The following is a 14,244-nucleotide window of genomic DNA, read 5'->3' as shown; positions in this document are numbered from 1 at the left end:
TTATAGGGTTTTCGTAACTAACTTTCCATAAGTATGGTTCTCCCGTCACTTTCCACCCGGAGTTCCGATTCTCCGCCGAGTAATCGTTCGTTTCTAAGTTTTCTTCGAGTATGGTAGACGTTCGTCAGACGTATACCCGCGTATCTCCGGACTGGGTGGACAAACGGCAAAAATTGCGCCAACTTCGGGAGGCGCTCGGAACACTAAGGTATTCGGTCGCTTCGGGACACTGCGGGTCTCGAGTTCCCCGATGGGTCGCTTCGTCGCTCGCTCAGACGGAGGCTCGGCGGGCCTCGCGGCGCGCCTGTTCGACGGTCTTCCCGTCCCGGAGCAGGGCGTCGACGAACAGCTCGCCCGCCTTGTACGACGACCGGACCATCGGCCCGCTGGCACAGTAGAGGAAGTCGAGTTCGTCCTCGGCGACCCGCCGCCACGTCTCGAACTTCGAAGGGTGGACGTACGCCGAGACGTCGAGGTGGTCTCGGGAGGGCTGGAGGTACTGACCGAGGGTCACGATGTCGACGTCGATCTCCCGGAGGTCGCTCAGCGTCTGGTACACCTCGTGGTCGTACTCGCCGACCCCGAGCATGATGCTGGTCTTGGTGTAGACGTCCGACTCCCGCTCGGCCTGTTCGAGCACGCCGAGGCTCTGGTCGTAGCCCGCACGGGGATCCCTGACGGGGCGCTGGAGGCGCTCGACCGTCTCGACGTTGTGAGCGAGCACGTCGGGTTCGGCGTCGATGATCTTTCGGATCAGTCGTTCGTCACCCTGGAAGTCCGGGATGAGCACCTCCACGAGGATCGAGGGGTCCCGGCGCTTGATCTCCCGGATGGTCTCGGCGAAGTGGGCCGCCCCCTGCCCTTCGAGGTCGTCGCGGTCGACCGACGTGAGCACGACGTAGTCGAGCCCGATCTCGGCCACCGCGCTCGCCACGTTCGCGGGCTCGTCGGGGTCCAGCGGCTGGCCCCCGCCGGTGTCGACGTCGCAGAAGCCGCAGTTGCGGGTACACTGATCGCCCATCAGCATGAACGTCGCCGTCCCGCCCGAATCGGAGTTCCCGCCCTCGGCGTTCTGCGACCCGCGGCTTCGGCCCGACCAGCACTCACCGAGGTTCGGGCAGTTTGCCTCTTCACAGACGGTGTGGAGGTCGTGGTCCCGGAGCGTCTGTTTGATCCCAGTGAACTCCCGCCCGGCGGGCGGCTGTGTCTTCAGCCAGTCGGGTTTCCGGCGGCGGCTCATTGGAACCACGTTGGGCCGCGGTCGTCAAAAGGATGGGGTATTCGACGCCGGACTGGACGTTCGTCGAACGTCCGGGCCCGAAACGGCCGATCCGTGAGGCGAGCCTGCGACGACGTGCGTTGGGGTCGATCGACGGCGGCGGAACGAGCGTGAAACGGAGTACTCCGTGATTCTCGAACGCTAAGGGACGAATAACAAAGCACGTCGGGCGCCTATCGTTCGGCATGCACACCAACGGTCTCGACTGGCTCGCCATGCTGTTCGCGATCCTCGGCGCGGTGACGTGGGGCATCCTCGGGCTCACGGGGCTGACCGGCGATCCGATCAACGTGGTCGCGCTGGCGCTCGAGCCCATCTTCAGGCCCGGCCCGGCCGAGACCGTCGAGTACTTCGTCTACGTTCTGGTCGGCCTGTCCGGAGTCTACCTGCTGTACACGGCCTACAAGATGGGTCGGTCGAGCCGACGCGAAACCAAACGCCGGCGCCGCGAACCCGCCCCCGACCGCGACCGCGAGAGCGCGGGCGCGGAGAACGCCGATCACTGAGCGCCGACTCACTCCTCCTGGCCGTACCCCTCGAACTTCTCGGCGACCGCGCCCATCTCGTCGGGACTCAGTTCGACGGGGTCGCCGACCGCCTTCGCCTGACAGTAGATGCGGGCGGTGTACTCGACGTTGACCGCGGTTTCGAGCGCGGCGTCCAGATCGTCGCCGGTCGCGAGCAAGCCGTGGTTGGCGAGCAGACACGCCTCGGCGTCGGCCGCCTCCATCGCCTCGACCGCGTTCGCGGCGAGCGCCGGCGTGCCGTAGGTGGCGTAGTCGGCGACCGGGACCGTGGTCCCCGCGAGCGCGAGCATGTAGTGGACGGGCGGGATCGGTTCGTGGAGGATCGCGAGCGTCGAGGACCACGGCGAGTGAGTATGGACGATCGCGCCCGGCCCGAACTCCCGGTAGATCGCGGTGTGCATCGGCGTCTCCGAGGACGGCGCGAGTTCGCCGGCGATCCGGTCGCCCTCGAAGTCGACGACCGGGACGTCGCCGGCGTCGATCCGGTCGTAGGCGACACCCGTGGGCGTGACGGCAAAGCGGTCCTCGCGACGGACGCTCAGGTTCCCGGTGCGACCGGGCGTGAGTTCGGCGAGTTCCGAGGCGCGGACCGAGACCGCACGGCGTTCTGCTCCGAGCATGAGTGGAGTAAGGCGGGACAGACTTATATGCGGTCTGACCGAGAGCGACGACGAGCGGGGGCGCCGACACCGACGACCGCCGGGCTCTGAACATTGTTACACGACGACAAGTTTCGAAAACCCTATACCTAACACCGGCGTTTTTCTCGTTGGATAACTACAATAAACGATGTTCGACGTTTCCCGAGATGAAATAACCGACGGATCGCTCGTCCGAGCCCTGCTGGTGCTCGCGGCCCCGCTGGTCGTCCAGAACCTCGTCCAAGTCGTCCAGAACGTCGTCGACACGTTCTGGGTCGGCCGGCTCGGCGAGGACGCCGTCGCCGCGGTCGGCGCGAGCATTCCGGTGATGGCGCTCGTGTTCAGCGCGACGATCGTCACGTTCACCGGGACGCAAGTGCTTGTCTCCCAGCGGATCGGCGCCGACGACCTCACTGGCGGTCGGCGCGCCGCGTTCCACGGCCTGACGCTCGCGCTGGCGGTCGGCGGGGCGGTCGGCGCCGGCGTGGTCGCCGGCGCCGACCGGATCATGGCGCTCGTGCTGTCGGGGCCCGACGTGACCGCCCAGGCGGCGGTGTATCTCGGGACCGTGATGTTGGCGCTCCCGTTCATGGCCGCCAGCGACGCCATCGAGGGCGGGTTCGTCGGCTGGGGCGACTCGCGAGCGGCGCTGTACGTCAACGTGACCGCGGTCGTCGTCAACCTCGGACTGGACCCGTTTTTGATCCTCGGCTGGGGCCCGTTCGCGGCGATGGGCGTCCGGGGGGCCGCGATCGCGACCGCCGTCGGCTACACCGCCGGGTTCGCGCTCGCACTCGGATTGCTGGTGAGCGGCCGAGACGGCTACACAATCACCCGCGAGTCGATCGGCTTCGATCCGGCGGAGTACCGCGAGATCCTCGACGTTGGGCTCCCGCGGGGCGGCCAGCAGATCGCGAGCCAGTCGGTTCGGGTCGTCATCGTCGGCCTCGTCTCGGTCGTCGGCGGCGCCGCGGGAGTCGCCGCCTACACCGTCGGCGCGCGAGTCGCCAGCGTCGCGTTCATCCCGGCACAGGGGCTCTCGGGCGCGGCACAGAGCGTCGTCGGCCAGAATCTCGGCGCGGACCAGCCGTTGCGAGCGCGCCGAGCGACGTGGGTCGGAGCCGCCATCGCGGCCGTCGGACTGACCGCGATGGGGGCCGTCCAGTGGGCGATCCCGGAGCTTCTGGTGACCCTCTTCGTGCCGGACGTCTCCGCCCGAGGGCTCGCGCTCAGCGTCGAATACCTCCAGATTCTGGTGTTTGGCTACTGGGCCATCGGCGCGACGTACATGTTCAACGCCGGCTTCAACGGCGCCCGCCGGACGAAAGTCAGCATGGTCGCCGGACTCCTGCAGTACTGGGCGGTCCGGCTCCCGATCGCGGCGGTCGGCGCGGTCTGGTTCGATTACGGCGTCCACGCGGTTTTCTGGGCGGTCACCCTCTCGAACGTCGCGGCCGCGGTCGGCGCCGGCCTCTACTACTACTACACCACGAACAACGGGATGTTGCGCCGGGCGGCCGACCGGGTCGGCGCGAGCGCCGACTAGTCGACCCGGACCGTCCGGGAGTCTCGGACCGGGAGCAACGGCAGGTCCGGGAACGTGACCTCGATCTCGTACTCCATCTCGTCGTCGGTCCCGCCGAACACGCCGACCGGGACGGTCGTCTCGGCGTCGAGGTACGTCTCGGTCGCGGTCATCTCGACGCCGTTGACCGTGACCCGGACGCCCGCCTGCGCGCCGTCGCCCGCGTTGTGCACGGTCACTTCCCGCATGTCGTTCTCGCCGCGGGGGACCGAGTCGGGGAACGGCCCCCACTCGACGTCCACCGCCGGTAAGTCGCGGGCGCTTTCGAGGACGGCCTCCGCCACGCCGGCCGAGAGTCCGGCGTCGACGAGACCGTCTTCGCCCGCCGCGCGCACGTCGGCGGGCGTCGCGATACCCTCGGTGGCGAGCTTGCTCGCTCGGCCCGATCCCACGCCGTCGATGGCGGTGAGCCCGACCGCGTCGTCGCTGACCCCGTGGTCGATGCGGGCCTCGATCCGGCGCGCGAGGTTGGCGGCCGCCGGGCGGTCGAACCGATCGAAGAAGGCGCCCAGCGCCGCCAGCAGTCGGAGCGCGTTCTGGGTGATGACCCACGCGTCGCTCCGGAGTTCGGTCGGCGTGGTGCCCGACATCGACGATCGGAGGATCGCGAGCACCTTCCGGGTTCCGGGGTCGAGGTCGCCGGTCTTCCGGCCCACCAGCACCGAATCGACCGCCTCGCGCTCGGACTGGCGGGCGCTCACGCTGTCGAACTCCGCGGCGTCGGCGACCGTCCGGAGCACGTCGGCGGTCCCGACCGACTCGGCCTGCGCGAGGTCGTGGAACCCCTCGGCGGTCTCGAGCCGGAGATAGAACTTCGAGGCGAGCCGACCCAGCGGCGTCGCCGCCACCGAGAGGTCCTCGCCGACCTCGACGAACCCGCGGGCTTCGAGACCGTCGAGCGCGGTCCGGACTCGCTCGCGGAGCCCCTCGTGGACGTCGTCGAGGCCGTACGCGTCGGGGTCGGCCCGGGCGCGGACGTAGTAGAACGTCGTTTCGAGCCAGTCCATCACGTCGCCGAGGTCCCTGATGGTCCCCATCGCGATCTCGGCGTTGAGGTGGGCGTCGAGGTCCGCCGCGAGCCGCGACTCGATCTCCTTGCCGTCCCGGAGGAGCCGGCGGTACTTGTCGGCCTCCGAGCGGTCGCTGACGACCCAGCCGTAGCCCACGTCGTCGTACTCCGGGCGGCCCGCCCGCCCGAGCATCTGGAGGATGTCGAGCGGGCTCATGTCCACCTCGCCTTCGAGCGGGTCGTGGAGCTTCGTGTCACGGAGCACGACACACCGGGCCGGGAGGTTCACGCCCCACGCCAGCGTCGACGTCGAAAAGAGGAGTTGGATCTTGCCCTGCTTGAACCACTCCTCGACGAGGTCCTTGTCGTTCTTCGAGAGCCCGGCGTGGTGGAAGGCGACGCCGTCGAGGACCGACTTGCGGAGCGTCTCGTTCTGGAGCGCCTTGGTGTCGGTGTGAAAGTCGTAGTCGCCCCGCGCCCCGACCGGAACGTCGCGCTCGGCGATCTCGTCGCGGGCCTTCTTGGCGGCCTGCACCGTGTCCTGCCGAGAGGAGACGAACACGAGCGACTGGCCGCCGTCCCGGATGTGGGGTTCGGCGAGGTCGAGCGCGCGATAGAGCCGGCGGTACTTGTCGGCAAAGGAGTTGTCGCCGTGGGTGTAGGTCTCGACGCCCGAGTGGAGCTCGACCGGCCGGTAGTCGTCGCCGAACTCGAAGGTCGCCTCCGGCGGGGCGTCGAGCCACGCGGCCACGTCCGAGACGTTGGGCATCGTCGCCGAGAGCGCGACCACCCGCGGGTCACAGAGCCGTCGGAGCCGAGAGATGGTGACTTCGAGGACGCTCCCGCGCTTCTCGGAGTCGAGCAGGTGGACCTCGTCGATGACACAGCAGTCGACGTCCCGGATGAACGAGTAGCGCCGCGAGTCGTGCTTGCGGGTCGCCGAGTCGGTCTTCTCGGGGGTCATCACGAGGATGTCGGCGCGCTCGGCCCGCCGGGGGTTGAGGTCGCGCTCGCCCGTGACGACGTACACCGAGTAGCCGAGTTCCTCGAAACGCTCCCACTCGCTCTCTTTTTCGTTGGTGAGCGCGCGCATCGGCGCAACGAACAGCGCGGTCCCGCCCGCCTCCAGCGTCCGGCAGATCGCCAGCTCCGCCAGCGCCGTCTTACCGCTCGCGGTCGGCGCGCTCGCGACCACGTTCTCCTCGGTTTCGAGGAGCGCGGGCAACACCTCCCGTTGCATCCGGTTGAACTCCTCGAACGGGAACGCCTCGGCGAACTCGGGGACGACCTCGGCGACTTCCATCGTTGAGTTCACGGGGCGGGGAGGGCAAAGGCGTTTCTCTCTGGGCGGACGCGGCGCCGGAGGGCCGGATTACTCGAACAGGATCGCCCGGAGGTCGTCGGGCGAGTCGGCCACCGCGTCGGCCGCCGAGAGGTCGAGGTCGGCGCCCGAGCGGTTGCGGTAGCCCACCACGGACATCCCGGCCGCGCTCGCGGACTGGACGCCGTGCTCCGAGTCCTCGACCGCGACGCAGTCGACGGGGTCGACGCCGACGCGCTCGGCCGCGTACTCGTAGACGCCCGGATCGGGCTTGCTCGGGCCGTCGATCTCCTCGGCGCTGACCACCTCGTCGAAGGCCGCCCGGACGTCGAACCGATCGAGGACGCGATCGATCCAGTCGGGCGGCGACGACGAGACGAGCGCGAGCCGGCGGTCGTCCGCCCGGAGATCCGAAGCGAGCCCCCGAAAGCCGTCCATCAGGTCGACCCGCTCGCCGTAGAGGTCCCGGGCCGCCTCCTCGTAGCGTTCGACGAACGCCGACTTGTCGACGGTCGTCTCGTAGTGTTCGTCGAGGTAGTCGTAGATCTCCCGGAAGTTCATCCCGGTTGTCTCCTCGGCGTCGACCGATCCCTCGACCACCGCTGGGTAGATCCGGGTCTCTTCGATGTCGACCCAGTAGCGCTCGGAGTCGACGACGACGCCGTCCATGTCGAACAGCACGGCCGTTGGTTGCACGGTCGGACCGACGGCGTCGATCGGAATATGCTTTCTGCGCCGTCGCGCCGACCGTGACGGATCGAGAGCCGACAGGGAACGTCAGGCGTCTTGGCGGCGGCGCCACTCGTCGCGGACCGTGGGACCGACGCCGCCGACGCCGATCAAGATCCCCCACGCCACGGCGCTCGGCGCGCCGAGCGCGTTGGCGACGAGGAAGCCGACGACTCCGCCGGCCACGAGCAGGGCGGTTTCTTTCGTGTCGCGAGAGACCATATCAGCCGTATGACACTGTGGGCATAAAAAACGCCCGTCGCGAGCGACCGGGACGGCGGCCCGGACGCGTCGGGGCGCGCGAACGTTTAAATCACAGGCCGGGACCACCCACGTCTGTGACCGACTCAGTTCGCGTCTACGCCGGCGACTGTACGACGATCTACCGCTCGGACGACGACCCCCGCCGCCAGCGCGGGCGCGTCGTCGTGGTCCACAAGCCCGACGGCACCGTGCTCGTCCACGACGCGGCGGGCTACCAGCCCGTCGCGTGGCTCACCCGCGCGGACGCGGTCCACCGCGAGCAGGGTCCCGACGGCGAGTTCGCGCTCGTCGCGGTCAAGGACCGCGACCGCCTCCGGGTCGAGGCCCACGGCGACGGCGACCGCGCCAGCCACGACGCCACCGCGGCGGGCGTACCGGTGGGTGGCTGTCCGGCGTGTGACGGCCGACTCGTGCGCGCTCGCGGCGCCGTGACGTGTCTCGACTGCGAGGTCGACCACGGACTCCCGCGGGACGCCGTCGTACTCGAAACCACCTGCGAGTGTGGCCTGCCGGAGATGGCGGTCGATCGCGGCGACCGGTTCGAACTCTGTGTCGACCGCGACTGCGAACGCCTCGACGACGCGGTGCGCGACCGGTTCGACCGCGAGTGGGCCTGCCCAGACTGCGGCGGCGACCTCCGTGTGTTGCGCGAGCGAACCCTGTTTCTGGGCTGTGAGCGCTACCCCGACTGCGACGCGACGTTCGGACTCCCGGACCGCGAGGTAGTCGGCGACTGCGAGTGCGGACTACCGCGGGTCCGAGTCGGTGACGGCGCGAGCGGTCCGGCCGGCTCGCGGTGTCTCGACGCCGAGTGCGAACGCCCCCCGGCGACGAGCCGAGCCACACGGAACGGGGAGTAGCCGTCCGAGTCCGCCCGACCGAAAGCGCCGCGAGCGCGCTCTTCCCGCGGACAGGCCGTCGGCCTCGCGGGGACACCGGAGCCCCTTTGACGCCGGGAATCCGATGGACGCCCATGGACGGACGCCTTCGCGACGGCGAGGTGGTGGTCGGCGGGGACGCCCGCCAGCGCTTCTACGATTCGAGCGGGTACGGCCGGCCGCTCGACGCCGGCAACCACATCGCGCTCTCGCGGGTCGAGGCCGCGTATCTGCTGTTCAAGGGAGATCTCGATAGCGTCGTGCGGGACGCGGCGGAGGGCCGATCGGGGGCCGACGGCGAGCGCATGGGGTTCCGGGCGTTCCTCGCGGCCGCCGGCGACGAGATCGCGACCCGGTTTCTGGTGTACGCCGACCTCCGCGACCGGGGGTTTTACCTCTCGCCGGCCCGCGAGGGCTGGGTCGAGGCCCCGCGAGCCGAGTCCGACTTCGTCGTCTATCCCCGCGGGAAGGGGCCGTGGGACGACGAGGTGCTGTATCGGGTCCGGGTCGTCGGCGAGCGCGCGGCCGTCCCGGCCGCCGACCTCGGAGCGACGGTGCTCGCGGTCGTCGACGAGGAGAGCGAGATCACGTACCTCGAAACCGATCGGGCGGACCTGCGGGGCACCTCGACAGTCGAGTTGCCCCGGGACGTGTCGGCCGACCTGCTCGACGACCGCGTGCTGGTGTGGGAGCCCCCCGAGCGACTCCACTACTTGGGGTTCTACGGTCAGCCCCTCGACGGCCGGGACCCGAACCGTTCGGTGCCGGGCGCGCTCCAACTTTCGCTGGTCGAGGCCGCGTTCCTCGCCACGGAGGGCGTCCTCGCCGTCGAGGGCGGTCCCGAGGCCGTCCGCGAGCGCGGGCGGGCCGTCGAGGGCGAGCGGTTCGATCGCCGACTCCGGGTGTACCGGGCGCTCCGCGAACGGGGCGTCGTCCCCAAGACCGGCTTCAAGTTCGGAGCGGACTTCCGAACCTACGCCGAGGTCGAGTCGGTCGACGATCTGGGCCACTCGGAGTGTCTCGTCCGGGTACTCCCCGACGACCACGCGTTCGCGCCCCGCGATCTGGCGCTCGACGTGCGCCTCGCCCACGGGGTCCGGAAGCGAATGATTTTTGCGCTGATAGGGCCGAACGACGGCATAACGAGTTGGCTCTCGGTGGGCCGATTGACACCGTGACACCATATATGACACGAGATACCACTAGCGACCGCGGGCGAGACCCGGACGGCGAGGACGCGGCCGAACCGCTCCCCGACGGCGGGACGGCGGCCGGCGACGACGAGACGACCCTCGACCCGTGGGGGTCGGCGACCGTCGCCGACTACCGGAAGCTGTTCGAGGACTTCGGCATCGAGGCGTTCGACGAGATACTGGCCGAGGTGCCCGATCCCCACTACCTGATGCGGCGGGGCGTCATCTTCGGCCACCGCGACTACCGCAAGGTGGCCGAGGCGATGGCGACGGGCGAGCCCTTCGCGGCGCTCTCGGGGTTCATGCCGACCGGCGACCCCCACATCGGTCACAAGCTGGTGTTCGACGAAATCATCTGGCACCAACAGCAGGGCGGGGACGCCTACGCGCTCATCGCCGACCTCGAAGCCAACAGCGCCCGCGGGATGACGTGGGACGAGATCGACGAGCACGCGCGAGACTACCTGCTCAGCCTGCTCGCGCTCGGGTTCGACCCCGAGGAGGGCGAGCTCTACCGCCAGTCGGACAACCGCGAACTCCAGGACCTCGGGTTCGAACTCGGCGAGAGCGCCAACTTCTCCGAGCTGGAGAACATCTACGGCTTCGACGGCGAGACCAGCGTCTCGCACATGCAGAGCGTCGTGACCCAGATGGCCGACATCCTCTACCCCCAACTGGACGAGCCCAAGCCGACGGTCATCCCGGTCGGTCCCGACCAGGACCCCCACGTCCGGCTCGCGCGGGACCTCGCGGCCCGGACGCAGTTTTTCGGCGTCACGAAGGCCTACGCGAGCTTCGAGGCCGACGCCGACGAGCGCGAGCACCTCGCGGCGGCGTACGGCGCGCTCTCCGAGGACACCGACGAGCCCGTCCGGTGCGAGGACGCCGCCGACTGGCTCGAAGCCGAGATGGCGCCCGACGACGCCCGCGAGCGCGTCGCGGCGAAGCTCCGGGAGGCGGGCAAAGAGCCCCTCCGACCCCGGGTCAGGTTCCTCGACCGGAACGCGACCGACGAGGCGTTCGAAGCGCTCATCGACGCGGTCGACGGCGAGAAGCGCGTGTTCGACGAGCACGTCGATTCGTTCGAGCTCTCCCGCGAGGCGGCCGAGGAGCTCTCCCGCGAGGTCGAACTCGACCACGGCGGCTACGGCTTCGTCGCGCCCTCCTCGATCTACCACCGGTTCATGACCGGGCTGACCGGCGGGAAGATGTCGTCGTCGGTGCCCGCGAGCCACATCAGCCTGCTCGACGACCCCGAGGACGGCTACGAGAAGGTGAAGGCCGCGACCACGGGCGGCCGGGAGACCGCCGAGAAGCAACGCGAGCTCGGCGGGCAGGCCGACGAGTGTCCGGTGTACGAGCTGTACGCCTACCTGCTCGCGGGCGACGACGACGAGTTCGCCAAGCGGGTCTACGACGAGTGTGTGGACGGCGAGCGCCTGTGTGGCGACTGCAAGGAGCAGGCCGCCGAGCTGATGCGGGAGTTCCTCGCAGACCACCAGGAGAAGCGCGCGGAGGTCCAAGAGCTGTTGGAGGCGGCGGACATCGACCTCGACAGCGATCGGGCGCGGACGTGAGTCGACGAGTCCGCGCCCGGTCGAGCGGGTGCATTCGGTAACAGTTAACCGGGCGGAAGGGGTGGACGGACGTATGGCGACGACGACAGCGGACCGACTCGAACCCCTCGGCATCGGCTTCGGCGTACTGATCGCGCTCGTCGGCATCGCGACGCTGGTCGGGATGCCGTGGGCGCACAAGGGCGGCGGCGCGCTCCTGGCGGTCGGACAGGTGCTCGGCGCGCTGTCGGCGATCGGTATCGGCGCCGGACTGGCGTGGGTCGCGAAGGAGTAGGCCGCGATTACGTTACTTGTTCGGCAGGAACGCGAACATCACGAGGAACGCGACCGTGAGGCCGCTGAGGATGACGACTCCCCACAGCCCGGCGATGCGTTCGTCGAAGTCGGCCTGCGCGTCGAGTTGCTGTTGATACTCGGCGGTCTGGGTCGAGAGCAGGAGTTCGCCCTCTTCGGGGAAGTGAGGCACGAAGCTCTGCGTGTCGCCGGTCGGGCCGAGCGTGACGTTCCGGCCTTCCGCGAGACCGACCTCGTTCGTCCGCGTGCCGGTCCACGCCAGCGTGGCGACGTCGGCCGTGATGTTGCTGACGGTCGTTTCGTTGCCCTCGTACTGGACGGTCTCGCCCTCGGCGAACGTCCGGGTGTCGGGCTCGCCGAACTGATCGCGCTTGTACTCGTCGACCGGGACGAGCGTCCGGTTGTCGCCCTCACCGACGATGACGTAGCGAGTCTCGTCTTGGGTGACCGTCGAGGTGTTCTCGCTCAGGTTGAACTGCTGGCGGAGCGTCACCTCGCCCGGGTCTGACTCGTTGGGGATGAGCACCCGATAGGTGGTGTTGTCCAACTGGGTCGTCGTGTTGTTCTCCCACGTCGCTGTGTACCGGGCGGACTCGTTCGTCCACGCCAGCGTTCCCTCGCCGTCACCGATCGACGCCACCGTGTACTGGCGGTCGCCGACGGTCAGCGTCTGGTCTTCCGTGTACGTGTCGCCTTCGACGCTTATGTCGGGCTGTTGAGCTGTCCCGATGAGCGAGTACGCGCCGGCGGCGACGACGAGAAAGAGGACGGCGTACACCGTCGCTGAACGTCGTTGCATATTCGAAGCCGACGGACGCGCTCCGTTTAATGGTTACTTTTCGAGCGAGCGACGCGGGCCAAACGGTTTAGTCCGGCGAGCGAGAAGTATCACACTTGGCCCGGAGCCGGGAGCTTTTCGGCGCCCACGGACCGAACGCGAGTATGGACAAACAGGAGTACCGCGAGCGCATCTGGGACCGACTGGAAGCCGAGGGGATCGCGCGCTTCCCGTTTCCGCCCCACGGCCGGATTCCGAACGTCGCGGGCGCCGCCGACGCCGCCGACCGACTCGCCGAGACCGACGAGTGGCGGGCGGCCGACGCGGTGAAAGCCAACCCCGACGCGCCCCAGTTGCCCGTCCGCCGGCGGGCGCTCCGGGCGGGCAAGACCGTCTACATGGCCGTGCCGCGACTCCGCGACGAGAAGCCTTTTTACGAACTCGACCCCGGCGAGATCCCGCCCGAGGCGTACGACAGCGCGCCGACCGTCTCGCACGTCGAGGATCACGCCCGGCAGGTCGGTCCCGACGCGGTCGACGCGATCGATCTGGTGGTCTCGGGGAGCGTCGCGGTCACCGAGGCCGGCGCCCGGATCGGCAAGGGCGAGGGGTACAGCGACCTCGAATACGCGGTCCTGTGCGAACTGGGACTGGTCGACGAGGAGACCACGATCGCGACCACGGTCCACGACGCCCAAGTGATCGACGGACCCGTCGACGTCGACGCCCACGACGTGCCGATGGACCTCGTGGTGACCCCGACCCGGACGATCCAGACCGAGACCGACTACGATCGGCCCGCCGGGATCATCTGGGAGGCGCTGTCGGCCGAGCGAATCGAGGAGCTCCCGGTGTTGGCGCGCCTGCGAGAGTGACTCGACCGAGATATACACAGTAACCGATTTTATCGTACACAAAAAACCTTATACTCTCGGTCGGCGAACGGGGTAGTGAGTAGCGTTGCCATGTCTCAGGTGATCTTCGACGAGAGCGAGTACGAACGCCGAATCGAACGGACGAAAACGCGACTGCGCGAGGAGGAGTTGGACGCGCTCGTCGTCTCCGACCCCGCGAACATGAACTACCTCACGGGGTACGACGGCTGGTCGTTTTACGTCCATCAGGCGGTCATCGTGACCCCGGACCGCGACGAACCGGTGTGGGTGGGCCGGGAGATGGACGCCAACGGCGCTCGGGCGACCACGACGCTCGACGAGGACAGCATCCGGGCGTACAGCGACGACCACGTTCACTCGCCGTACGACCTCCATCCGATGGACTTTCTCGCCGACCAACTGGAGGCGCTCGGAGTCGCCGACGGTACGGTCGGACTGGAGATGGACGCCTACTACTTCACCGCCAAGTCCTACACTCGCCTCCAGAAGAACCTCCCGGAGGCCGACTTCGAGGACCACACGCTGTTGGTCAACTGGGCCCGGGTCGAGAAGTCCGAGCAGGAGTTAGAGTACATGCGCCAGGCCGCCCGCATCTCCGAGAACGCGATGGCCGCGGGGCTCGACGCCATCGGCGAGGGCGTCCCGGAGTACGAGGCCGCCGAGGCGATCTACTCGGCGCTCGTCGACGGCACCGACGAGTACGGCGGCGACTACCCCTCGATCGTGCCCCTGATGCCGTCGGGTGACCACACCGGGACGCCCCACCTCACCTGGACCGACCGTGAGTTCGAGGACGGCGACCCGGTCATCATCGAGCTGTCGGGCTGTCGTCATCGGTACCACTCGCCGCTCGCGCGGACGACGTTCGTCGGCGACCCGCCGGCGGAGGTCCAAGAGACCGCCGACATCGTGGTCGAGGGCATCGACGCCGCGCTCGACGCGGTCGAACCCGGCGTGACCGCCGAGTCCGTCGAGAAAGCGTGGCGCGAGACGATCGCGAAGTACGACGTCGAGAAAGAAGACCGGATCGGCTACTCGATGGGGCTGGGCTACCCGCCGGACTGGGGCGAGCACACCGCCAGCATCCGGCCGGGCGACGAGACGATCCTGGAGGAGAACATGACCTTCCACATGATCCCGGGACTGTGGTTCGACGACTTCGGCGTCGAGCTCAGCGAGACCTTCCGGGTCACGTCCAGCGGCGCGGAGGTGCTCGCGGAGTTCCCGCGAGAGCTGTTCACGGCCTGAACGCGGGGCGCGGACTGCCCCGAGA

Annotated in this window: 14 protein-coding genes; 8 read left to right on the top strand and 6 right to left on the bottom strand. The window is 68.8% G+C overall.

From position 1 onward, the window contains the following. Positions 1–271: 271 nt before the first annotated feature. Positions 272–1,240 (bottom strand): lipoyl synthase, encoded by a 969-nt coding sequence (lipA, locus tag EPL04_RS00125; RefSeq protein ID WP_134668309.1) that lies wholly within the window; start codon positions 1,238–1,240, stop codon positions 272–274. A 224-nt stretch (positions 1,241–1,464) separates the two neighbouring features. Here lipA and EPL04_RS00120 point away from each other — a divergent pair, with 224 nt between their 5' ends. Then, a complete protein-coding gene (locus tag EPL04_RS00120; RefSeq protein WP_134668307.1) occupies positions 1,465–1,785 on the top strand; it encodes a DUF378 domain-containing protein in 321 nt (106 codons plus the stop codon). Positions 1,786–1,793: 8 nt separating this feature from the next. Here EPL04_RS00120 and EPL04_RS00115 read toward each other — a convergent pair whose 3' ends face one another. Continuing rightward, positions 1,794–2,426, bottom strand: coding sequence for a class II aldolase/adducin family protein (locus EPL04_RS00115; protein ID WP_134668305.1), 633 nt, complete (start codon positions 2,424–2,426; stop codon positions 1,794–1,796). 169 nt (positions 2,427–2,595) lie between these two features. On the opposite strand from EPL04_RS00115, the gene EPL04_RS00110 reads away from it, so the two are divergent. After that, a complete protein-coding gene (locus EPL04_RS00110) occupies positions 2,596–3,993 on the top strand; it encodes an MATE family efflux transporter (protein WP_134668304.1) in 1,398 nt (465 codons plus the stop codon). On the opposite strand, the gene EPL04_RS00105 is transcribed toward EPL04_RS00110, so the two are convergent. The 3 genes from EPL04_RS00105 to EPL04_RS18510 form a co-directional block, all read right to left on the bottom strand. After that, positions 3,990–6,344, bottom strand: a complete 2,355-nt coding sequence (locus EPL04_RS00105) for a DEAD/DEAH box helicase (RefSeq protein ID WP_134668302.1) — start codon at positions 6,342–6,344, stop codon at positions 3,990–3,992. The genes EPL04_RS00110 and EPL04_RS00105 overlap by 4 nt on opposite strands. A 69-nt stretch (positions 6,345–6,413) precedes the next feature. After that, positions 6,414–7,058 (bottom strand): HAD family hydrolase, encoded by a 645-nt coding sequence (locus EPL04_RS00100; RefSeq protein ID WP_245154503.1) that lies wholly within the window; start codon positions 7,056–7,058, stop codon positions 6,414–6,416. Between the two features lie 81 nt (positions 7,059–7,139). Continuing rightward, positions 7,140–7,313: a hypothetical protein gene (locus EPL04_RS18510; protein WP_167599376.1), complete on the bottom strand. Its 174-nt coding sequence runs from the start codon at positions 7,311–7,313 to the stop codon at positions 7,140–7,142. Positions 7,314–7,429: 116 nt separating this feature from the next. Between EPL04_RS18510 and EPL04_RS00095 the strand changes: the two genes are divergently transcribed. The 4 genes from EPL04_RS00095 to EPL04_RS00080 all read left to right on the top strand — a co-directional run bounded on the left by EPL04_RS00095 (position 7,430) and on the right by EPL04_RS00080 (position 11,277). Beyond that, complete coding sequence (locus tag EPL04_RS00095) at positions 7,430–8,215, top strand: topoisomerase DNA-binding C4 zinc finger domain-containing protein (protein ID WP_134668300.1); 786 nt, start codon at positions 7,430–7,432, stop codon at positions 8,213–8,215. A gap of 113 nt (positions 8,216–8,328) precedes the next feature. After that, complete coding sequence (gene endA / locus EPL04_RS00090; protein WP_134668298.1) at positions 8,329–9,411, top strand: tRNA-intron lyase; 1,083 nt, start codon at positions 8,329–8,331, stop codon at positions 9,409–9,411. Between the two features lie 8 nt (positions 9,412–9,419). Then, positions 9,420–11,003, top strand: coding sequence for a tryptophan--tRNA ligase (locus tag EPL04_RS00085; protein WP_134668296.1), 1,584 nt, complete (start codon positions 9,420–9,422; stop codon positions 11,001–11,003). Between the two features lie 73 nt (positions 11,004–11,076). Beyond that, complete coding sequence (locus tag EPL04_RS00080) at positions 11,077–11,277, top strand: hypothetical protein (protein WP_134668294.1); 201 nt, start codon at positions 11,077–11,079, stop codon at positions 11,275–11,277. A 12-nt stretch (positions 11,278–11,289) separates the two neighbouring features. Here EPL04_RS00080 and EPL04_RS00075 read toward each other — a convergent pair whose 3' ends face one another. Then, on the bottom strand, positions 11,290–12,096 hold the full coding sequence (locus EPL04_RS00075) for a hypothetical protein (protein WP_134668292.1): 807 nt from the start codon (positions 12,094–12,096) through the stop codon (positions 11,290–11,292). Positions 12,097–12,239: 143 nt separating this feature from the next. Here EPL04_RS00075 and EPL04_RS00070 point away from each other — a divergent pair, with 143 nt between their 5' ends. Both EPL04_RS00070 and EPL04_RS00065 read left to right on the top strand, forming a co-directional pair. Beyond that, positions 12,240–12,950, top strand: coding sequence for a 5-formyltetrahydrofolate cyclo-ligase (locus EPL04_RS00070; protein WP_134668290.1), 711 nt, complete (start codon positions 12,240–12,242; stop codon positions 12,948–12,950). A gap of 90 nt (positions 12,951–13,040) precedes the next feature. Further along, entirely contained in the window at positions 13,041–14,219 is a 1,179-nt protein-coding gene (locus EPL04_RS00065) for a M24 family metallopeptidase (protein ID WP_134668990.1), read from the top strand. Positions 14,220–14,244: the final 25 nt, after the last annotated feature.

The organism is Halorussus marinus (assembly GCF_004521895.1).
GTDB classification, from domain to species: Archaea; Halobacteriota; Halobacteria; order Halobacteriales; family Haladaptataceae; genus Halorussus; species Halorussus marinus.
This window is presented reverse-complemented; position numbering and strand designations above follow the sequence as displayed.